11 protein-coding genes are annotated in these 22,504 nt (G+C 62.5%); 9 read left to right on the top strand and 2 right to left on the bottom strand.

Features of this window, described 5'->3' with window-relative positions; genetic code table 11:
• Positions 1 to 66 precede the first annotated feature (66 nt).
• Both ACG2LG_RS08820 and ACG2LG_RS08815 read right to left on the bottom strand, forming a co-directional pair.
• Positions 67 to 3,594, bottom strand: a complete 3,528-nt coding sequence (locus tag ACG2LG_RS08820; RefSeq protein ID WP_396258216.1) for a hypothetical protein — start codon at positions 3,592 to 3,594, stop codon at positions 67 to 69.
• A 525-nt stretch (positions 3,595 to 4,119) separates the two neighbouring features.
• Positions 4,120 to 6,807, bottom strand: a complete 2,688-nt coding sequence (locus ACG2LG_RS08815; protein WP_396258214.1) for a family 78 glycoside hydrolase catalytic domain — start codon at positions 6,805 to 6,807, stop codon at positions 4,120 to 4,122.
• A 522-nt stretch (positions 6,808 to 7,329) separates the two neighbouring features.
• Between ACG2LG_RS08815 and ACG2LG_RS08810 the strand changes: the two genes are divergently transcribed.
• The 9 genes from ACG2LG_RS08810 (at position 7,330) to ACG2LG_RS08770 (ending at position 22,427) form a co-directional block, all read left to right on the top strand.
• Positions 7,330 to 8,796 carry a sulfatase gene (locus ACG2LG_RS08810; protein ID WP_396258257.1) on the top strand — a complete coding sequence of 489 codons (1,467 nt, stop codon included), beginning with the start codon at positions 7,330 to 7,332 and terminating at the stop codon, positions 8,794 to 8,796.
• 104 nt (positions 8,797 to 8,900) lie between these two features.
• Positions 8,901 to 11,156 (top strand): right-handed parallel beta-helix repeat-containing protein, encoded by a 2,256-nt coding sequence (locus ACG2LG_RS08805; RefSeq protein ID WP_396258212.1) that lies wholly within the window; start codon positions 8,901 to 8,903, stop codon positions 11,154 to 11,156.
• Positions 11,157 to 11,184: 28 nt separating this feature from the next.
• Complete coding sequence (locus ACG2LG_RS08800) at positions 11,185 to 12,642, top strand: sulfatase (protein ID WP_396258210.1); 1,458 nt, start codon at positions 11,185 to 11,187, stop codon at positions 12,640 to 12,642.
• A gap of 194 nt (positions 12,643 to 12,836) precedes the next feature.
• Positions 12,837 to 13,991 (top strand): ATP-binding protein, encoded by a 1,155-nt coding sequence (locus ACG2LG_RS08795; RefSeq protein WP_396258208.1) that lies wholly within the window; start codon positions 12,837 to 12,839, stop codon positions 13,989 to 13,991.
• 293 nt (positions 13,992 to 14,284) lie between these two features.
• Positions 14,285 to 14,836: a sigma-70 family RNA polymerase sigma factor gene (locus ACG2LG_RS08790; RefSeq protein WP_396258206.1), complete on the top strand. Its 552-nt coding sequence runs from the start codon at positions 14,285 to 14,287 to the stop codon at positions 14,834 to 14,836.
• Entirely contained in the window at positions 14,833 to 16,419 is a 1,587-nt protein-coding gene (locus ACG2LG_RS08785; RefSeq protein ID WP_396258204.1) for a FecR domain-containing protein, read from the top strand. The genes ACG2LG_RS08790 and ACG2LG_RS08785 overlap by 4 nt, the downstream gene beginning before the upstream one ends.
• An 89-nt stretch (positions 16,420 to 16,508) precedes the next feature.
• Positions 16,509 to 17,546, top strand: coding sequence for a hypothetical protein (locus ACG2LG_RS08780; protein ID WP_396258202.1), 1,038 nt, complete (start codon positions 16,509 to 16,511; stop codon positions 17,544 to 17,546).
• A gap of 65 nt (positions 17,547 to 17,611) precedes the next feature.
• Positions 17,612 to 18,322 (top strand): PEP-CTERM sorting domain-containing protein, encoded by a 711-nt coding sequence (locus ACG2LG_RS08775; protein WP_396258200.1) that lies wholly within the window; start codon positions 17,612 to 17,614, stop codon positions 18,320 to 18,322.
• A gap of 331 nt (positions 18,323 to 18,653) precedes the next feature.
• Entirely contained in the window at positions 18,654 to 22,427 is a 3,774-nt protein-coding gene (locus tag ACG2LG_RS08770) for a sulfatase-like hydrolase/transferase (RefSeq protein WP_396258198.1), read from the top strand.
• Positions 22,428 to 22,504: the final 77 nt, after the last annotated feature.

The following is a 22,504-nucleotide window of genomic DNA, read 5'->3' as shown; positions in this document are numbered from 1 at the left end:
ACGGGGTTCTTCCGAGTGAGACCCGGAATCTCCGACGATGACACGAGTGGCAAGCCAGGGGCTTGATCAGGGGGTGGTTCGGAGGCGGATGAACTTCTTCTCGGCGGCATCCACCTCCATGCTGAAGGTGATTTCGTCATAGCCGCTGACGACGTCCTTGACCACACTCAGACCCGGACTTGCAGATACCGCTCCATCGGGCACGGGATGGATCTCGGCGAGGTCATCCGGCGAATTGCCGACCTCGACCTGCAAGGTGGTCTGACCGTCAATGGAGGCCTGGGAACGCCGGAAGCGGAAGTCCACGCGGTCGCCCTCCCGCGTCACGGTGGGCAGCTTCTCCAAGTCGTTCGCGAGATGGCTGCCTCCCAGCACGTACTCGACGGCGTTCATCACCCCGTCCTGGTCGAAATCGTCAGTCGGCAGGCTGTTCGGCGCGTGGGTGGACGCCCAAAGCGCATAGCCCTGCTTCGGCGCCTCCGTCACGGTGATGGCCGAATTGCTGCGGACGGAGGGATCGAAATAGGGAACGAGCACGGCCTCCGCCTGCGTGTTGCCCCCTCCGTTGGAGGTGAGGCTGTTTCCCTGATACTGGATGGCGCTGCCCGCACCAAGATACATTCGAACGGTTCCGTCCTCACGATCCTCCACGATGCCGAACCGTCCGGTGAAGCTGATCCCGATCCCACTGTTGCTGAACGTCTGCGTGGCTTGGGGATTGCTGACCACATAATGCGTCACACTCTCACCATCGACCACGCTCTCGACCTTCACACACCGGACAACGCCGCCCTGCGAGAAAGCTTCCACCGATTGCACGGTCGAGCCGTCGGATTCGAACGATGGTTCGAAGACGCTGACGAAGGGATTCTTCCACGCCTCACCCGTCTGACGAACGACGACCGCGGGCGCGTTTCTGGAATGGTAGGGGGACGGGGCGTCGACGATCGGTGGCGAAGCCACTCTCGCGATCTCGCGGCTGGCGATGGTCGGCATGCGCATGTCCATTCGGCTCACGCGCCCGCCGATCGTCGCCTTGAAGCGAACGAAGAGAGGATCCGAGGTCGCGGTGGAGACGCTGGTATCGCTGAAGTAACGCCAGCCCGGTTGCTGGTAGGAATCGCCGATGTCGCTCTGGAATCGATTCGGGGAGCTCGTCAGGCTGAGGATGGATCCATCGGCTTGGATGGCCGGGTTCAGGTCGCCGATGTTCCGGTAGATGTAGTCGTGGTATTCGTTGTCCAGGCTCGAGTCCGAGCGAAAGACATCCACATAGAAACCGGTGGTCGGCGAGCTGCGCACGATCGCGAGCGTGCGCTGCTGGCCGGCTTCGGCCTGGGTGCCCTTGTCGTCCTGAAACGAGCTGCAGGTGAAGGAAAAGACATCGGAGACCGCCTCCTCGAAGGGCTCGGGCTCCATCGCGACGCGCTGCACCTTGTTGATGCCGATGTCCTGCCAGCCCCCGTCACCCCGCGAGGCGCCATTGACGATGACGGTGTTGTTGGAGGCGAAGAGGCGGTAGTAGTTTTCGTGGAGGGTGGTGCCATAGTCGCTCCGCCCGGACTTGGCCCCCATCACGTGCCCCGCCCCGTAGAGTTCCATGCTCATGCCGCTGGCATGGCTGTGCGTGAAGGAGGCGCCGCCCACAAAGCCCATCAGCCCGTAGTTCAAGGCACTGGTTTCCGGCACATTCCGCTGCAGCAAGATCCCGGCAAAGGGCAGCTCGTCCGTCCTCGGCAGCTCGGGCTCACCGGCAACCCCGGAGACGGTGGGAGCGAACCAGAGCAGCTGCAGGTGGGTGTTCTGGGCACCGAGCGGAATGAAGTCCGCCAGGGCGGATCGATTGTGTCGCCCGGCATCAATCCCCGCCTTGATCAGCGGACCGTATTTCTCGATCAGCTGCGTGTCGCCGATCTCATGGGCATGGGCGTAGATGAGTTCGTAATAGAAGTAGGGTTCGCTCTCCACATCCCGGGGGCCGTCGCCGAAGCTGATCTGGTCGACCTTGTTCGGGTATCGGAAATAGAGCAGGCGCGAGACGCTCGTCGGCAGGTTCGGATAGTTGGCGAACAGGTTCGTTGACGGATCGAAGCGCTCGCAGACCGCCATCTCGAAGGAGCGAAGCGTGGATACCGCATTGGCATACTGCAGCGACTCGGGCCAGACATCGCCGGGGTCGGAGTAGGCCGTGTTGTAATCATCCACAATCGAGGCCTGCCGCGACGTTCCATCGTGGATCAGCACCTGGAGGGCGGCATCGCGTTCCGTTTTCGAGTCCAGCGCCAGCAGGTTGTTCATCTGGCAGACCGACATCAGGGCCGACCAGTTGTTGTCTCCATTCCCGTGATCCCGGCACAGTTGGTCGTAGGTGCGGAACACCTCCTGAGCATCGTCGAAGTCGAAGTCCACCATCTGCGCGGAAGCGACGTCATGGACCTGGTTGACCAGAAGCCAGTTGAACAGGAAATCATAGACGATCGGAAGCTGGCAACCGATGGCCCGGGCTTCTTTCAGCAGGTCATTCTGGAAAATCCAGCCGCCGTTCGTCGTGTTCGTCGAGGGCGACACCGCCAGCAGGGCCTGGATCGAGTTGTGCAGGATGTCGGCCGCACAACGGGCGTACTTCTCATCCCCGCTCAGATAGAACAGAACCGCCGAATCCAGCGCGTCGTTGAACTTGTTGACGATGGCAAACCGAACCGAGCTCTCCGAGTAGGCAGGGATGGTCTTGAAGGCCGGCGGGCTTTCATTCCAGAGGATGGGCATCTCACGGAGATAGGCGTCACGGTCCGACTGATGGCGGCCCAGGTCCGCCGCAACGCGGCTCACCATCCCCGAGTAAACACTCGCCGCCCAGGGCTGCTCGGCGATCTTCTGGTTGATCCCCGCCTTGTCGTCGTCATCGACCCAGATGAACGGGCGCAGCAAGGAAATGCTGGAGTCATTGTAAACGATGCGGGGCTTGGTGACGTTCGGTTCGTTCGAACCTCCGTCCGATGAGAGGAGGGTGTAGCGCCTGACCGCCGAGCTGGGCGAAGTGGTACTCAGCCTCAGGAAGACGTAGTCCCCGATTCCCGCACCGCTGGCGTATTGTTCATTGAGGTAGGACCGCAGGGCGCCGATGCCGATGGGGTTGGTTTCGATCAATCCGTTCGGCGAGTCCTTGGTCAGGAAGCTGGCTTGGAGGCGTGTGGCATTCGTCGGGTCGGGGACCGCCGTTTCCCCGTAGTAGTCGCTGACCAGCACTTCGGGGCTGGATCGCCGACCCAGTCCGTAGAGATCGACATCGGGCAGGGTGGTCGATGAGCTGGCGGTGGTATCCGCCAGCTGGACGCGCAGGCTCGCGTTCTGAAAGGGCTCTGCGACCCCGCCGAGATCCGGCAACTGGAAGACAAGCACGCTGCAGCGATCCAGCGCGGGATCGCCGGATCCGCCCGGCTGGAGAACCGTCCTCGTGACATCCCACAAGGTGCCGTTCTCACGAATATCGCGGTCGGAGGTCAGGGCAATCAATTCGCCTGCCAGCGCTTCCGACTGGAGCAGGGCAAGCACCAGTCCCAGGCGAGCGGCGGAAGTGATTCCAGGGAAGTTCATGCGTTGGAGCAGGTCATGGGCTGATCAAGAGTCGCGAGCAACACGAACCGCGAAACGGGCGAATTCAAGGAACATGAATGGGTCCACTTGGACAGCCGTGATTTCAATCGGTAACTCGGCCATTCGAACCAAAGCCGCAGGCGGTCCTTGGGCGCGCGGTAGGATTGGGCAGAGCCGGTCTTGAGAATCGGTTTCGCCTCTGCACCACGGGTCTTCCTCCGAGCAAGAAACTGGAAGAGAATGGGTGGCCGGGAGTTCTGAAGAAGGCGCGGGAAGGAAGGGGGCGTCTTGTCCAGCTCCAGCCGGAGACAGGTTTCCGCGAGAGTTTCCGCATCGTCGGCGAGGAGTACGTCGAACCCCCTCCCGCCCGATCCCTGAGCCGCCCAGTGGCGGGCCGGTCTCGGCCGGCCCGGAAAGCAATTCCTTGTCAATCAAGCTGACCCTGATCACGGCGGCGTCGATTGTCGCTTCATCTTCGTTCAATCCTGGCGGACGGGCGAATTCCATCCCGGCGGCGGGCAGGCGCTATCTGCTGACGATCTCATAGCTGCCCGACTCGACCTGCAGCAGCACCCGTCCGTCCTGCACCTGGACGAGTTCGACATGCGGGGCGGCATCGACCGGCCGGCCGTTGACCGCCACACTCCCGGTGTCGGTGGCGGGGACATGAATGGTCGCCGTGGAGTTGGCGGGGATGCGAACGTTCATCGTGATCGTGTTCCCCTCGCGTTTCCAATGGCTGCGGATCGTCCCGTAAACCGAGTCGTGGCTGGCTTCCACCTGGCTCAAATCATCAAGGATGGCCGGCCGGATCACCGCGTTCTTGAATCCGGGTTCAGCCGGATCCGGGCGGATGCCGGCCAGTCCCTGGATGAACCACGAGGCGATGTTGTTGTAGCAGTTGTGGATGCGGGAGGCCTTGCCGTTCCAGTGCTCCCACGTCGCCGTGGCCCCGTTTTCAATCATGTAGCCCCATGACGGGTAGGTCGTCTTTGAGGCGAAGAGATGGATCAAGTCGTCGCGGCCGATGCCCTGCAGGTACTGGACCATCATGTAGGTGCCCGAGAGGCCGGTGGACAGATGCCCCTTGTTCTTTTCCCTGAGCGTGTTTTCGAATCCGGCGAAGACCCCGTCCTTCAACGCCTCGGGAACGATCCCCGCCGCGAGTGGCAGGATGTAGGTCACCTGGTCGCCGCTGCCGTATTTCCCGCCCTGCGGATCGTAGAACTTCTGATGCGTCGCTTCGCCGCGGGCCCGGGCCCAGCGGCGGAAGGTTGCCGCGTCCCCGTTCTTGCCCAGGACATCCGCGAGCGTGGCTGCCTGCTCGAGCGCGTGGCACATGTAGGGCTGGATGAAGATTTCGGCATTCTTCTTGTCGTCGATTCCCTGCGGCGAGGCCCAGTCGCCGAGATACCATCCACCGCAGAACTTCTGCTGCAGGTCATCCACCGTCTTGCTCTGCGCGAGTTCCAGCCACTTCTTGATGGCCGGGTAGTTGCGCTCGACCATGGAGAGGTCGCCGTAGTGATGGTAGTGCTTGAGGGTGGCGGCCGTGAGGAAGCCGCACCAGAACGGACCTCCGCCGTGGCTGGAGGCGGGCGACGTGTAGGTCAGCCCGCCATCGGGTTCCTGCTGGTCAACCCAGTCCCGCGTCCACTTGCGGTAGAAGGCGTCGGAACGCAGCAGGCAGAGCGTGGTATCCAGCGACGAGTGCGCGTCGCCCCCATAACCCTGGCGCTCCCGGGAGTGGCAGTCGACCTGGTAGCCTCCGAGCATGAGGCAGCGAAGGGTGTGCTCGGTCATTTCCTGAATTCCGTTGAGCGTTGGATCCGAACACCTGAACGTGCCGGCCCTGGGCAGATCCGTGCTGATGAGGAAGCCCTTGATGTCATCGGGGGTGATCTCGCCTTCGGGGGCGTTGGTGATGCGGATGTAGCGGCAACTGGCGTAGTTGAAGCGGTTCCGGAACCGCTCGGTGCCGCTGCCGCGGCAGATGTAGATGCTTGCCTGCCTGAAGCTGTTGAGCCGCCCGCCCTTGCCGATCGAGTCGCCAAACTCCATCGAAACTTCGTGCCCCTTTGGAGCTTTTGGGAAGGTGATCTCGAAGGTCCCCGTCATCGCCTTGCCCATGTCGACCAGCCACGAGGGGGCGGACGTGGCGGCCCCGACCCTCTCCACCTTCACCGGAAGGATCGTTTCGATGACGCGACTGCGCTGAAGCATTTCAGCAGAGATGGCGGATGTGGAGACATTGCCCGGCGCCGCAGGGGACCAGGCGCTGTCGTCATGGTCGGGGTTCGCCCAGGTGGGCTCGTCCAGCCGGCCATCATGCACCTCGCCCCCAAAGTCGTTCCACTTCCACCCGCCCGTATGGGACATTGAACTGGGCTTGGCCCGCCACTTCCGATCAGTGATCACGGTCGTTGCCTTGCCCCCGGCATCCACCATCTCGAGCTGCGCCCGCACGGAAGGGGTCGTCTTCACGCCTGCCCCGCGGCGGTTCCACGCGCTTCCCAGCCAGAAGCCGAGCGTGTTCTTCCCTTGCCGCAGGTACTTCGCCACATCGTAGGTGATGCAGAATGTGCGCTTGTCATACTGCCCCACATGCGGAGCGAACTCATCGCTCCCGACCCTCTCGCCATTGATGAACAGCTGGAAGTAACCCAGCGCATTGACGTAAATGAATGCCTTTTCGGGGGCGTCCTCGAGCTGGAACGACCGGCGCAGCCAGGGAGTCGCGGAACCCTTGTGGCTCTGCGTGATCCACTCCGCCTTCCAGTCGCCGGAAGACGTCATGTCAAAGGTGGTCCAGGAACCGGGACGGCACCAGTCGGAGGCGTCTCCCTTCTCGTTCCATGTCCGCACGGTCCAGTGACAGCGCACGCCACGCGGGAGCTTCTTCCCTCCGTATCCGATATGCCGGCTCCGGTCGGTCTCGATCCTGCCCGAGTCCCACAGGTCCGCCGCCCCCTCCTGAAGCAATTCAGGGGACGTCGCGCAGAGCACGCGGTAAGCCGTCTGTGCCGCTCCGTGGTGCTCCGCCTCCATCCGCCAACTCAGCCTCGGCTTGGCCGCATCGATGCCCACAGGGTTCACCAGGTCTTCGCAGCGGAGGTCGTCGACCGAGAAGGAGTCGCTGGCAACGGCGGGCGCCCCGCCCGCGGCAAAGACTAGCGATCCCACGATCGCATGGATCCATCTTTGGGTTCTCATGGTTCTTTCCTGGTGCCGGGCCGAACCGGACGTCTTTGTCTGCGGCTCGGCACCTTCGTCGATTTCAAGGCTCCCTGATCTTCCAGCGCTTTCGGGCTTCCGGTCGTCGGCACCGCCGAGGACTCCCGGCTGGTCCTTCATGTGGAGAAAACGGAGAAGCTTCTGACCGGACGTGTCTGGATGATGCCAAAGACCGGCAACAACCGGCATTGGGTGAAGAATTCGTCCGAATGCAACCCGAGAGAATACCTTCAAGCGCGATTCGATCCGACCCACGGGAATTGAGGAAAGCCTAAAAATGAGAGTTTGGTCGGGGCAAGTCCCCAAAACGGGGACACGACGCGAGCCAGCGCCATTCTCACTATTTCTCCGCTTGGAACCAGCGGGGGAACGACGGCCGAGTGAAGAGGCGGCCCTTCATCGTCCCCGCTTTGGGGACTGGTGGATGGCCTGGAGGCTTGATTGACTCTCCTCCCCACTGGCACGAGAGTGAACGACCGGAGTATGCAAAAAAGAGGCGGGGTGCATGGCACCTGGGAGGCCTCCCGAATCGGATCTGCTTGGAGGGGCATTCTGCCGCTGGTCTTGATCGGCTGCCTGGCCTCCGGAGTTCTGGCCGAGCCGGAAAGGCCTCATGTGATTCTGGTGATGGCCGATGATCAGGGATGGGGCCAGGTGGGCTACAACGGCCATCCCCATCTGAAGACGCCGCACCTCGACGCGATGGCCGCGTCCGGGATCCGCTTCAACCGCTTCTATGCGGCGGCCCCGGTCTGCTCGCCGACCCGGGCGTCCGTCCTCACCGGGCGCCTGCCTGCGCGCACCGGCGTTCCGGGTCTGCATAAGCGGCTGTGTCTCCAGGAGAAGACGCTGCCCGAGGCACTCAGGAAGGCGGGCTACGCGACCGCACATTTCGGCAAGTGGCACCTGAACGGTGTGAAAGGGTCGGGCATGCCCATCCTGCCCGACGATCCCAACCACCCCGGTCACTATGGATTCGACCTGTGGCTGTCGGCCACCAACTACTTCGACGTGGATCCGTTGATGAGCCGCAACGGTCAATTCGAATGCCTGGAAGGCGAGTCGTCGGAGCTGATGGTCCGAGAGGCGCTCAAGTTCATCGGGGAGAACCGGGCGCGCCCGACCTTCACCGTCATCTGGTATGGCTCGCCGCACTTCCCGTTCAACGGCAGGCCGGAGGATCGGCAGGGCTTCCCGGAGGGAAAGCACGGCGACCAGCTCGGGGAGATCGTCGCCCTGGACCGCAGCGTCGGCATGCTGCGCAAGGGGCTGCGCGATCTCGGGATCGAGAAGAACACGCTCATCTGGTACACCAGCGACAACGGGGGGCTTTCGACGGATCCCGACTCGGTGGGTGGGCTCAAGGGCTTCAAGGGCAGCCTGAACGAGGGCGGTATCCGGGTGCCGGGCATCATCGAGTGGCCGGGCCGAGTCAAGCCGGCGGTGACCGACTTCCCGGCTTCGACGATGGATATCATGCCGACCCTGGTCGATCTGCTGGACCTGCCGGAGGATTCCATGCTGGCGGTGCACGACGGGGAAAGCATCGTCCCGCTCCTCGAGGGAGCCGTCCCGGAACGCAGGCGACCGCTCCCCTTTCTGACCAAGGGAACCGCCCTGATCGATGGCGCATTCAAACTCCTGAGTGATGGGAAAGGCCGAGATGCCAAGTGGTCGCTGTTCAACCTGGAGGAGGACCCGGGAGAGACGACCGATGCGTCCGCCGATCATCCCGATCGAGTGGCACAAATGAAGGCCGAGGTCGAGAAGGTGGTGGCGTCGGTGCAGGCCAGCGCGGAGGGAAAGGACTACCCGGAAGGCCGGGTCACTCAGCCCCAGCGGGGCGACTCCTGGTCCGAGATGGAGGAGTATCGGCGGCATTACGACACCTTCCAAAAACTCAAACCGGGTTGGGAGCCACCTCAAACGAAAAGGAAATCGGGGAAACGTGACTCCGATGGGGAATGAGCAGTTCCCAAGAAAAGCCAACATCCCACCCGGTCGACAGACATGATGCTTGTATCCAACGAAAACTCCCGGTGCCCGCACGGCTCCTGCGGGATCGACACGCCATGAAAACCGCCTGCCTCACCCTTCTGGTCCTCGTCTTCCCGTGTCTCCAAGGGCTCCGTGCGGCGACGGAGCAGGAGCTGTTCCATGTCGCACCCACCGGCAACGATTCCTGGTCCGGCAGGCTTGCGTCGCCCAATGAGAGCAGGACCGACGGCCCGTTCGCCACGCTGGACGCCGCCCGGCTTGCGGTCCGGCGGTTGGTGGCCGACGGATTGTCGAGCCCCGTGTCCGTGATGGTGAGGGGAGGGGAATACCCATTGGAGAAGACCATCCTTTTCACGCCCGAGGATTCGGGAACCCAGCAGTTCCCCATCACCTACCGGGCCTATCCGAATGAGAAACCTGTCTTCACCGGCAGCCGGAAACTGACCGGCTGGAAGAAGGTCACGGATCCGCCGGACGGCGTCGCTCCCGCCGCAAAGGACCGTCTTTGGTACTGCGAGATCCCGTCTGGGTTGCGGGGCAAATGGTCCATCACATCGCTGTACGATGGAACGAGGATGCTGAAGCGGTCGCGCTCCGGCGAGCTAAAGGCGTCCAGCGAGCAGGTTCTCGACCCTTTCAACACCCAGCCGAAGAAGTTCCGGCGGCAGGACTTCAAGGGGGACATGGCGGTCTTCACCCGGACCTTCCGCTACAATGACCGGGATCTCCGGGACTGGGAAAACCTCACCGACATCGAGTTGTTGCTGAGCCCAAGGCATGTCTGGCTGGTCAACCTGCTGCCGCTTGCGGAAATCGACGCGACCCGTCGGGAAGCCATCTACGGGATCGACTCCACCTATGGCATCTCCCCGGAGAACAAGTATTTCGTGGAGAATGCCATCGACTACCTCGACGAGCCGGGCGAGTGGGTGTTCAACAGCAAGGAGGGACGCGTCTACCTCTGGCCGGAAGGCCCCCTCGAGGAGGCCGATCTGCGCGCCCCGTTCCTGCAGGAGTTCATCCGGGTGGAAGGCGTCGAAGACGGCGAGCGGGTGGGATTCCTCAACTTCGAGGGCTTGACCTTCCGCCACGGGCTGCGGGACACCTGGCAGAAAGACGACCAGGGCATCCAGCATGACTGGGAGATGTATGACAAGGGAAACGCCCTGATGCGTTTTCGCCACGCTGAGGACTGTGTGGTCCGGGGTTGCACCTTTGAAGCCAGCAGCGGGACCGGGGTGCGTCTGGATCTGTTCTGCCAGCGCATCACCGTCGCGGACAGCATCTTCGCCCATCTCGGGGGCACCGGCATTCTCCTCAGCGGCTACGCCCCGGGCACGAAGGATGAGAACCGGGACAACACCATCACGAACAACTATCTCCACCACATCGGCACCATCTACACCCACTCGCCCGCCATCTTCGTGGCCCAGAGCGGGCACAACCTCATCAGCCGCAACACCATTCACGATCTGGGATACAACGGGATCGTCATCAGCGGCTGCCGACCGGGGTTCATCACGCTTTCCAGGATCCTGCGGAACCGGCGCGAGTGGGTGACCAGCCTCCGGATGGACGAGATCGAGGCGTTTCTTGGCGGGAAGGTCACTCCGGACAGCAAGCTCACGATCGAGCAGCTCGAGCCGCTCTTCCACGCCCGCGAAAACCGGATCGTGGAGAATGAGATCTACCGCGTGATGCAGCAGCTTCACGATGGCAACGGGATCTACTTCTCCGGAATGGGTGGAGGAAACATCGCGGATCGGAACTTCCTTCACGACATCAGTGGGGACCGCGGCTACATCCGGCTCGATGACCACTCCCCGCCGACCACCATCACGAACAACGTCGGATTGCGAACCAGCATGATGTTCGTGATGAAGGGGCCGGGTGAGTACCGGAACAACTTTGCGATCGATTGCGCACGTCTCACCAACAAGCGGTGGTGTGAAACGCAGCTCGACCATTTCGTCTACTACCTGAGCGAGCCCGGCCTCGGGCGGTTGAAAAAGAAGAAGGGCAGGAAGGATGACGGCCCGGATGGATACGTCTTCGACGACTTCGAACGCATTTCAAACTCGCTTCTGTACGCCCGGGGTGAAAAGGGCGGCCCGAGTCCCGGCGAGGATCTGGTCCCGGTCGCGCGGCGCGGCGATGCGAAGGTGGGGCTGTTGTTCGCGGATCCCCTGTTCGACCGGGAAGCGTTTGATCGGAAGATTTTCCGCTTCAAGGAAGGGTCTCCCGCTCCGGAGCTAGGGATCCAGCCCCTGGATCTCAGCATGGTGGGGAGCACCCTCGCCCCCCGGGAGGCCGCGGGCGAAGCCCACTGATACTCACGCATTGGAAGGACGACTCATCATGAAGACCATTATCGCCCTCGGCGCTGCGCTGCTGGTGCAGGCTGAAGAACTGCCACCTGCCGACTCCGCCAAAGCCGGGCCGAATGTCCTGCTCCTGATCTCCGACGACCTGAATTCGTGGCTGCTGGAGAATCCGGATCGCTACACCGGCAAGGTCATCGCGCCCAATCTGCGGAAGCTCGCGGATGGCGGTGTGAACTTCAGCTTTGCCTACACGGCGGCCCCCGTGTGCTCGCCCTCGCGCACCGCCTTCCTTTCCGGCGTGGCGCCGTGGCGCTCGGGCCATTATCACAACGCACTCAAGGTCGGCGACAGCGGACCGCTGAACAACGACGAGGTGCTCTCGTTGCCCGGCCTCTTCAAGAAGGCCGGCTACGCGACCTTTGGCTACGGGAAAATCTCCCACGGCTGGGACCAGAAGGAGCACTGGGACGAGAAGATCGGCCACAAGCGCGACCCGGCCCCTCCCGGCGCCCCCATCACGCCTGTCGGGGGAGGGGAGCAGGACTGGGCACCGATCCATCTCGCCGAGGAGAAGATGAACGACACCCTCAATGCGAACCACGCCATCAAGGCCATCGAGCAGGAGCACGACAAGCCGTTCTTCATCGCCTGCGGGCTCTTCAATCCGCACATGCCCTGGTATGTCCCGCAGAAGTACTTCGACATGTATCCCCTGTCGGAGATCGTGACGCCCGTACTGAAGGAGGATGACCTCGCGGACGTTCCACCGCTGGGCCGGGCGCTGACCAATGGGAAGAGCGGATTCGCGACCAAGGTCGTCGAATCGGGGCTCCACAAGGAGGCAGTGCAGGCCTATCTCGCGACCACCACCTACGCGGACGCGCAACTCGGACGCGTCCTCGATGCCCTCGAAACGAGCCCGCACAAGGACAACACCATCGTGGTTTTCCTGTCGGACCACGGCTTCCATCTCGCGGAGAAGGATCACTGGCAGAAGGCCACGCTCTGGGAGGAGGCCACACACTGCCTGCTGACGATCCGCGCACCCGGGGTGACCAAGCCCGGGGGGATCAGTCATCGCTTCGTTTCGCTGATGGACATCTATCCGACTTTGGCCGAACTGTGCGACCTCGAACCGCCGCCCTACCTCGATGGCAGGTCGCTGGTCCCGCTGCTCAAGGACCCGGATGCGGACTGGCAAAGCACGGCCATCACCGGGTTGTGTGACAAGAGTCGGCCGACGGAACCCTACCTCAGCATCCGAACCGAGCGGGGGCGCTACATCCGCTACGGAACCGAGGAAGAGGAGTTTTATGACACGACCAAGGATCCTCACGAATGGACCAACCAGATCGACAATCCGGAGTATGCATCGGTGATCGGAGTGCTCCGGGCGGCATTGCCTGCGGACCCGGCCAAGCCCCTGAAAAGCGCCCTGGCCGACAGGCGGGGCCGGGAGAAGAAACCCAAGAAGAACAAACGAGACGACTGATCGGCCGCATCGCTTTTCGAGGGCGATTTACGACGGGATCGGTCAGGGCGGCGGTGCTGGTCGAATGCCGGTGAGCGTGGCCGCCGGCTGACCCGCTGTGAGCTCCAGTCGGCACCGGTAAATGCTCGATTCCCTGCAAACTTGGCGCGGACATCATCCTTGCAATATCGGACTCAAGATCCGAGATTGCACGGATGATTTCGAGGCCAAGCTATGCCGACCTGATGAGGGAGGCTCTGAGGCGGACCCCGGTTTGCGCGCTGCTGGGGCCGAGGCAGTGTGGCAAAACGACGCTGGCCCGGGCGATTGCGGGTGAAACCGAAAGCCACTATTTCGACCTTGAATCGCCCCGCGACCGGTTGCGCCTGCAGAACCCGGAGCTGGCGCTCGGAGCCCTCAGCGGGTTGGTCGTGCTCGATGAGGTGCAGGCGATGCCCGAGCTGTTCCCCGTGCTGCGTGTGCTTGCGGATCGTCCTGCGGCACCCGCGCGGTTTCTGATCTTGGGGAGTGCCTCGCCGCAACTCATCCGGCAATCCTCCGAGACCCTGGCCGGGCGGGTGGAATTTGTGGATTTGCACGGATTTGACATCCGGGAGACGGGCATCGGGGCCGTCGCTTCGCTGTGGGTGCGTGGCGGGTTTCCCCGCTCGTTCCTGGCGGCATCCGACGAGGACAGCTCGGCGTGGCGCGAGGGCTTCGTGCGCACCTTTCTCGAACGCGACCTGCCGCAGTTCGGCATCCGGGTGGGAGCCCAGGCCATGAGGCGCTTCTGGACGATGCTGGCGCACTCTCACGGTCAGTTGTGGAATGCCTCGGAACTCGGGCGCGCCCTCGGCCTGAGTGACAAGACCGTCAAGAGCTACCTCGACGACCTGACGCAAACCTACATGGTCCGCCAGTTGCAACCGTGGTTCGAAAACCTGCGCAAACGACAGGTGAAGTCCCCCAAGATCTATCTGCGCGACTCGGGCCTGCTGCACCATCTGCTGAGCCTCGGCAACGAGGCCGAGATTTCCGCCCATCCCAAGGTGGGCGCCTCATGGGAAGGCTTCGCGTTGGAACAGGTGCTTCGCATCGCGCGGCCCCGGGATGCCTACTTCTGGGCCACCCAGGGCGGTGCCGAACTCGACCTGCTGGTCTTCGAGGGCGGCCGGCGCATCGGCTACGAGTTCAAGTATTCGGAGAATCCGTCGATCACGAAATCCATGCGTATCGCCATCCGGGACCTCGACCTGTCGGAACTGCGCATCGTCTGCCCCGGCGAGCTGCGCGCACGACTGGATGACCGCATCGAGGTGATCGGCCTTGCGGCGCTTCCTTTGGCACAAGGGGACGGTCAGAAGGATTGAGCGTTATTGGCGGCGAGCGGGCGGTCCATCCCACGTGGCGGTCGCGCCGGGCGCGTTGCCGGGTTTCACGAATCCGCCCTGAGGACCGTAGTAAGGGACGGAATCGCCTGTGTCGCCCGCCGAGGACAGGGGGATTGTCTTCGCAAGCAGCGCAGCGCGCTGCAAGGCACCGATTTTGGATCGCCACGACCGCACTGAGGGCCGCCGGAGGAAGAAAAGTCGAAAAACCGATTAGTCCCCGGGGCTCCTCCCGCTGTCTAGTAGTGTCAGGAGTTCCCGCTCCCGTCCATTTGATGCCCGATTCCGTTCCACCATTCGGCTCCAGCGAGACCGTGTTCGTCACCGAACTCACGGATCATCAAGGCATTCTGCATGCCTTCCTGGTCTCGCTGTTGCCCGGAGTGCCCGAGGTGGACGACATCCTGCAGCGTACCAACCTCGTCCTCTGGGAGAAGCGCTCCCAGTTCGAGCCCGGCACCAGCTTCAAGTCATGGGCGCTGGCGGTGGCCTACTGGGAAGCCCGCGCCTGGATGTCGGAACGCAAACGGGGTGATTGGCTGGTGGTCGACGACGGTCTGGCCCGGAAGCTGATCGAGCACATCGAGGTTCAGCCCAAGCGACCGGCCAATACGGCTGTTCCGGCTCTGAAAAACTGTCTCGCGAAGCTCCGCGATGCCGACCGCCTGCTGGTCCTGAGCCATCACCAGCACGAGAAGTCGCTCAAGGAGTGCGCCCGCATCTTCGATCGCACCCCCGAGTCCCTGTCTGTCTCACTGGTGCGCATCCGCGCCGCCCTGCGCCGGTGCATCAAATCCGAACTGGTGGTGAAGGAGGCAACCCAATGAGCCAGAACGAAGTCGAGGCCCGGATCCAGCACCTGATCGACGGCAAGCTCGACCCGGATGCGAGGGTCACCCTGCTCGCCGAGATCGAGCGCGATCCGCAACTGCTTGAGATCTACTGGGACTATGTCGTGCTCGACAGCGCCTTCAAACGCCTTTCCCGGAGCGCTGCATCGCTTCAGGTCGAATCGCCGCTGCTTTCGGAGCGCGATCTGGGTAGGCGCCAGAAGCGTCAACTCCACCTGAGCCTGCTGGCAACCGCCGCGCTTCTCGTCCTCGCCGCAGTGCTTCTTCGGCTGATTCTCGTTCCCAGCTCAAACCCCGGGGTAGCCCTCCGCTCAAGCCCGGGCTCGGTGCTTGAGATTTCACACTCTGTCGCGGAGGACAAGCAACCTCCGCCTGAGACTCTTGTCCCGGGCTCCCGCGCTCGCCTCGAGCAGGGCACCGTCGAACTCACCTTCGAGAACGGGGTTCAGTCGATCGTCCGGGGGCCCGCCGACCTCACCCTGCACGCCGACGGGAACCTCTATCTGCAGGCTGGAACCGCCTGGTTCAATGTCCCCGAGAAGGCGGTCGGCTTCACGGTCAAAACCGCTGACATGGTTGTCACCGACCTCGGGACCACCTTCGGCGTGAGATCGCAAGAGGGCTTCCCGCACGAGGTGCACGTCTTCGGGGGCAGGGTTGAGGCAAGCCCCCGCGGACCCGCCTCTGCCACCGAAACCTTGAATGCCGGAGCGGCCCGTGCGGTTGGGCTGGGAGGACGTCTGCGTGAGATCCCCTTGGATCCGAACCAGTTCCTGACGAACTTGCCCAAGACTTCGCCCCACCTGCACTGGAGCTTCGATGATGGAGAGGCGTTCTCGGACTCACAGGGGGAGCACCCGGCGGCCGGCAACGAGGTGAGCGCCCTCAAAGGATTGGGAAATACAAAAGCCTTCCGGCGCACCGGGGGGCGCTTCGGGCAGGCGCTCGCCACCACCGGCAAGGTGGCGCAGGCTCCTTCCGGCTGGTCCGGAGTGCTCGGCGATGCGCCGAGGACCATCGCCCACTGGATCAAGCTGGGTTCCGGCGAACGCGAAGCCTCCCATGTGCTCGTCGGCTGGGGCAGCCATACCCTCACCCCATTCAATCCCAACCCGGCCTTCCTGACCTTTCTTCGACGGGTTGACGAAGGCACGGTGCCCGGCGTTTCGTTCGGTTCGTACTACCTTATCGGGACCACCCCGATTGACGATGACCGCTGGCATCACTTCGCGGTCGTCTACACCGGCAGGCAGCTTCCCGACGGAACGCCGGATCTCACCTGCTACCTCGACGGTCGCCCGGAGACGATGATCTCGAAGGTGAATCTCTCCAGCATCTCCCCGGATGAGCAGGGCGCCTTCACGATCCAGACGACGAAGTCGGCTCCCGGGGCGATCAACCTGACTCTCCTGCCCAACAATTGGGTCCGAACGCGGTCGAGCCAGATGGCTCTCGCGATCGACGAACTCTTCGTTTTCGAAAGCTCCTTGAGCGCAGCCGAAGTGCACCAGCTCTACCAGCACAATTCCCTGTCCCAGACAGACAAATCCAACCCATGAAGACCAAGACCCACTCCATCCTCCTGGCATCCGTCGTGTGCGGCCTCGCACCTTCTGCCGCCCACGCCGCCCCCTTGGCCGAAGGAACCGTGATCGGCATCGACTTCGGACCAACTGCTCCGACCAACAACTTCAATCAGGTGGCCAGCACGGAAGGAGGCGGCGCTGCCTTCAACACGGCAGGTACCATCACCGCAGGGAATATCATTGACACCTCGAATGTCGTGGTCGACGGCGTCGAGTTCTCTTGGGCAAACGGCAAGTGGTCGAATAACGACGCTGCGGACTCAAGCGACTTGCCTGGCCAGAACGGTGCCTTTGACGACTCGAATCTGACGGACTGGATCGGGGAAAATAATAATACCCAACTGATTCTGACATTCTCCGGGCTGAATACCGGGTTGACGTATGACCTGCTGATCGGTCATGGCTTTGTCTTAACAGAAAACGAAACCGACACGACTTTCACCGTCGGCAGCCAGTCCGCGACGAACGACCACGGCACCGGAAGTGCGGCGTATGTGACGCTGAACGGCCTGTCCCCGGATGAGTTTGGAACTCTGGTGATCACAACCACCGGCAATGGCACCAGTACGACAGCTCCCGACCTTTCCAACCTCACGGCCGTCGCCGCTCTCCAACTGACCGCCACGGTCGGCGGCGGCCAGACCGCTTTCGAGGAGTGGGCGACGAGGGGCGGCGCAAGCGGCGTGACGTTTGATGACGACGCGAATGACGACGGGGTGTTGGACGGGATGGCCTTCCTCCTCGGTGCGGACACCCCGGCGACCGACGCGACCGGCCTGCTTCCGACGGCCGATGAGACTGGCGGAGACTTGGTCATGGCCTTCTCCTGTCTGGCCTCGGCCGCCCGCGGGGCCTCGGTGCTCAACTTGGAGTATGACGGCGACCTGGCCGCCCCATGGCTCAGTGTGCCGGTACCCGGCGCAGCCGGGGATCCGAACCCGATTCTAGAAAACACCGTCTCCGGCAGCGTCAGTTTCGTGGCGACCGATGGAGGCACGAATGGCGAAGGCGACGCCCTGGTCGACATCGTGGCGACCATCACTGACGCCACCGAGTCTGCGGCAGGCAAGGTCTTCGGGCGCCTCAACGGCACCGAGTGACCCACGGCTCATCCACGGAATCAAAACGACTCACCCAATCCATCACAACGAACCCAACAACCAAAATGAAAATGAACAGACTGACACAAACGCTGCTGGCGCTCGGTGCGCTCGCCGTCCCCGCGCAGGCCGCCACGCTGGCGGTCGGTACCGAGATCGGTATCGACTTCGGGCCGACGGCTCCGACCAACAACTTTAATGGCACGGCCACTACTGCCTTCGGTGGCGCTCCTGGCACCGATGGCAGCATTACCGCAGGGACTCTAATCGACACCTCGGGAACCACAATAGACGTTGTCGGGTTCACTTGGGAGAACGCTGCTTGGTCAAATACCGACTCTGCGGATCTAACCGACCTGCCGGGTCAGAACAGTGCCTTTAATGACTCGAACCTAACTGACTGGATCGGAAGGAACAATACTGACGTATTTGCGCTGACCTTCACCGGGCTGAATGATGCGTTTACCTATGACTTGATTATCGGTCATGGCTTTGTCAATACCACCACCTTCACCGACACGACTTACACAGTCGACGGCCAATCCTTGACGAACACCCACGACTCCGGGAGTGGCGCGTATGTCTCATTTACCGGCCTGTCCACGGATGGATCAGGAAATCTGGTGATCACACTCGACGGCAACGGCGGCCCTTCAAACAACACACCCGACCTCGCAGTCGTCTCCGCCCTCCAACTGACCGCCGTGCCCGAGCCTTCCGCGGCTCTACTTGGTGCGTTTGGGGTGCTGGCTCTCCTCCGTCGTCGTCGCAGCTAATCCGCACAAACAGCACTTCTCTTGGCGAGGGTTGCTCAGCTTGTCTGGGCGACCCTCCCATTTAACAGGCCTTGCCATTGCTTCGTCTGGTCCCTCCCTTGCGTCTGGCGAAACGTCCCCCCTTTTCGATGACTCTTGTTTCTCCATTGCCTGTGGACCTGACCCAAGGGCTCCACAGTAATGCCGGCGCCGTAATGCTGACGTTACTGAGCCCGATTCCATGCCCGTCGACAGCCCGCAAGCCGAGGCGGGCGTCTTTGGGGCCTTTCTTCATCCCAGAACAACATCGGGAACCATCATCAACACACTTCGCCATCACCCTCTAACTCGAATGAACAACCCAAGTCAAAAAGCGGTCGGAACCCTGTTGGGGCTCTGCGCATTCGCACTCCTGCCATCACTCGGCTTCGCCCAAACCACCGCCACCTACCTCGGCACGCAAGCCGACATGACCGGATGGCGGACCTCGACTGTCGACAAGCTCTTCGATCCCGGTGGTGATGATGTTTTCGGCACGGTGGGCTATCACCTCTTCGGCGCAGCCGGAGAAAACACCACCCCGCCGGACGCTGCCAACGGCGCCCTGGCCTTGCTGCCGGGCTACATCACCGTGACACGGAATGCCCCATCCGAGGTCCAGTACGCCTATGCCTTCATCGACAATCCGGTGGATGGAACTCCCACGACGATCCTCAGCGGGACGACGGCGGGGCAAGGTGCGGGACCAACGAGGATTGCCACGGTCACCTTCGGTGCCACCGTGCCATCCGATTTGATCATGACCCTGATGCACGACAACCTGAACGGTGATTTTACCGTCGCCGGCTACGAACTCCGGGCATCGGATGGCACGTCCGTCCTCGCCTCGGTCAGTTCATTGAGCAGCAACAACCAACCGGATTGGCACTCCTTTCAGATCAGCGGCCTGAGCGGCGGCGATGAGGTGCAGGTGTGGGGCACGTCTGGCGGGGTACGTAGCACCACCCTTGGAGCCTTGACCTTCGATCCGCTCTCGCCGTCTGCGCCTGTTGCCCTCGCGCAAACCGTCAACACCCGGCCGGATACCCCCGTAGATATCACGCTGACGGGGATTGGCAGCAATCTGACCTACAACGTGGCATCGCAGCCATCCCACGGCAGCCTGAGCGGCACGGCTCCCGACCTGACCTACACCCCGTCGGGCGGCTACATCGGTCCCGACAGCTTCACCTTCACCGTCAGCGACGGCCAGTCGACGAGTGATCCGGCCACCGTCTCGATCGAGGTTGCGGACATCGGTCCGAATTTCATCCTCTTCCTGACCGATGACCAGGGCTACAACGACCTGGGCTGCTATGGCTCGCCGCACATCCTGACGCCGGAGATCGACCAACTCGCGGCCGAGGGCATCCGCTTCACCAGCGGCTACGTTCCCTCGCCGGTCTGCGGACCCTGCCGCGCGGGCTTGTATACCGGTTCGTATCCGATCCGGATTGCCGAGCCATCGAACCGAAAGAATTACCATACTGAACCGCATCCGAATGAAATCTTCATCCCCGAACTCCTCAAGACCGCGGGGTATACCTCGGCGCTGATCGGCAAATGGCACAATTCGGGAGAGGGCACCGCCGCGACCAGTTTCAGGGCGGGAAGGGGGCCGATCGACCAGGGATTTGACTACTTTTATGGCACGCCCTCACACAACGGCCTGAGAGCTGTGGATACCGGCAACGTCAACACCTCACTCCTTCGAGCCGACAGCTCGGGAACCACCGTCGTCGATAACGATCTGGATCAGGCCGAGGCGGACCAGATGATTCTCAACTACACCGAGGAGGCGAATGATTTCATCACCGATGCGCACAATGCGGGACAGCCCTTCTTCCTCACCCTGGCTCACAACATGCCGCATGTGTCGCTCGGTGCCCGCCAAAGCTTCCGCGACAGCGCCGCGGCCCGCGGCCTGGACGTCTATACCGCAGTGATCGAAGAGCTCGACTGGAGCATGGGCGAGGTGCTCGACAAGCTCGATGAGCTGGGAATCGCCGACAACACCTTTGTCATCTTCAGCTCGGACAACGGGCCATGGACACAGAGTCCACCGACTGCAGGCAATGACCTCGAAGGCTACTACGGGAGCGCCTTCCCGCTCCGGGGTTCCAAGATGCGCTCGCTGGAGGGAGGGCCCCGCGTGCCTTACATCGTCCGCTGGCCCGGCACGATCACCTCCGGAGTCGTCTCCGATGAGATCGTCACGCTGATGGATTTGTTCCCCACCTTCATGGACTATGCGGGCGTGGAGATTCCTGCCGGTCTTGAAATTGACGGTCGGAATATCCGCCCGCTGATCGAGGGCACCGACACGGTCAGTCCGCACGAATACTACTACTATTACTGCTACACCCAGTTGGCGGCCATCCGCGACACCCGCTGGAAGCTGGTCCTACCGCGGAGGGACAATCCTGACAGCAACTGGATGTCCTTCTGGAACAGGTGGCAGGATCGGGTGGATGAGCTGGAGCTCTACGATCTCGACGATGACCCCGAGGAGACCACCAACGTGGCTCCCCGGCACCCCGAGGTCGTGAAGCGGCTTCTGGAACAGGTCGAGGTGGCCCGTGCGGAACTGGGAGACAAGGACAGGATCGGCTCCGGCGCCCGTTTCTTTGATGGCAACAGTCCACGCCCCGACATTGCGGCCTACAACAACAGCACCACCACCCAGCCCTACGTGGATGAGCCGCTCACCGGGCTGCCCGGCCACGTTCGGACCGGAATCGACTCTGCGATGGTGAGCTACGATGAACCCGGCGACTACACTTTGGTCGAAGTGGTCTGGGCCTATGAGGACCAGGGCCATCAAGCGGCCGGAGTCTGGGCCGCCGCCGCGGGAGGCGGGAGCGCCAATCTGGGTGCCAAGACCTCCGGCGATCCCATCGAACACGGGATCACGGGCCTCGATCCCTTCGAGGAGTATGTCTTCCGCTTCATCTTCACCGATGCCGGTGGAACCTTCTGGTCGATCCCCGCGATGATCGACCCGGGGCAGCTCAGGGCGACCATTCATGAGATCGGTATCGATTTCAGCGACGGAGGCAGCACCGCTGGAAGTGGCATGGAAACGAATTGGACGATCATTAACGGCGATGGCACCACCGCCACAGTCTACGACAGCCGGAACGGCAGCGTGCTTCCGGGGGTGTCGATTCAGACCACCGGAGCTTCGGGGGGTGAAATGACGGATGCGGATCTCGGGTTTGGTGAGGCGGATTACGGGAACTACCTGAAGACCCCGTTTTCCGATCTCTCAGCCAATGACGGCGTCTGGGGCAACCCCGGCACGATTCAAGTCGTGGTGTCCGGTCTGAACGACGCCTACGACTACGACGTGCAGGTCATCGCCATGCCGTCGGTGGGCACCGGCTTGACGGATCTCACCATCGCGGCGGGCGGGCTCTCCGAACTGCGCACCTACGCGTCCTTCCGGCCCTACATCAACAACGATCCGCCGCCCTACACCAACAGCGATGCTGTATTGGTCAGCCCGTTCTATTCCAGGCCCATCCTGGTTCCCTCCGTATTCGAGAACCTCAACACGGATGGAAGCGGCAACCTGACCATCACCCTGAGCGACGCTCAAGCCATGGCGCTCAATGCGATCCATATCACCGCCACGTCGACCGCTACCGCCTCGGCCTTCGAAGCATGGGCGACCGAAGGCCAGACCTTCGCAGGGGACGCCAACGGTGATGGCGTGGCCGACGGCATCGCCTTCCTGCTCGGCGCAGCGACTCCGGATACTGACGCCACCGGTCTGCTGCCCACCGCTACCGCGAGTGGCAGCGGTTTGGCGATCACCTTCAACTGCCTGCCCGTTTCCGATCGCGGTGGCGCGCAACTCAGGGTCGAGCACAGCAGCGACCTCGGAATCTCGGACCCATGGTTGGCGACAATGGACCAGGTGCCGGATACCGACGATCCCGCCTCCGACAACGGCGTGACCTTCGTGGTAGACACAGTGTCCGCTGCGCCGCTCAACAAGGTCACGGCGACCATCAGCTCGAACGAGGCCTCCGACGGAAAGCTCTTCGGTCGCCTACAGGGCGTCGAGAATCCCAGCCCCTGAGTCATTCTCGTCAGAGCGTGCCAAGCGCAGGTTTGTCAGTTACCCGTGGCGAAAGGTCTGTGTGCGATTGGTAATCA

The sequence above is a fragment of the Haloferula sp. A504 genome (assembly GCF_044385805.1).
In the GTDB taxonomy this organism is placed as follows: Bacteria; Verrucomicrobiota; Verrucomicrobiia; order Verrucomicrobiales; family Akkermansiaceae; genus Haloferula.
This window is presented reverse-complemented; position numbering and strand designations above follow the sequence as displayed.